The 204-nt window shown below is 56.4% G+C and carries 1 protein-coding gene; it reads right to left on the minus strand.

Going from position 1 to position 204, the window contains the following annotated elements; all coding sequences use genetic code 11:
- Nucleotides 1-204 (minus strand): hypothetical protein (locus tag CI070_RS13445; RefSeq protein WP_179218385.1); only part of this gene is annotated, 204 nt, incomplete at both ends.

A 204-nucleotide genomic window follows, 5' to 3' on the forward strand; every position in this document is an offset into this window, starting at 1 on the left:
TGTCGCTTTGTTGGAAGGATCCGGAGTGCCGGAATCATACGTCCAGTTGTTCTTGTCCAGCACATTCGAGCTGGAGCCTTTGCCCGTCCACAAGTAGTATCCGTATCCGAGCGGGTCGGATGCCGCCGTGTCGGCATAGGTCTCCGTTTGGAACTCGGCCGGGTTGCCTGTTCTTGCCGAAGAGAGGGAGAGAGAATAATCCCT

The organism is Akkermansia muciniphila, assembly GCF_900184965.1.
GTDB lineage: Bacteria > Verrucomicrobiota > Verrucomicrobiia > Verrucomicrobiales > Akkermansiaceae > Akkermansia > Akkermansia muciniphila_A.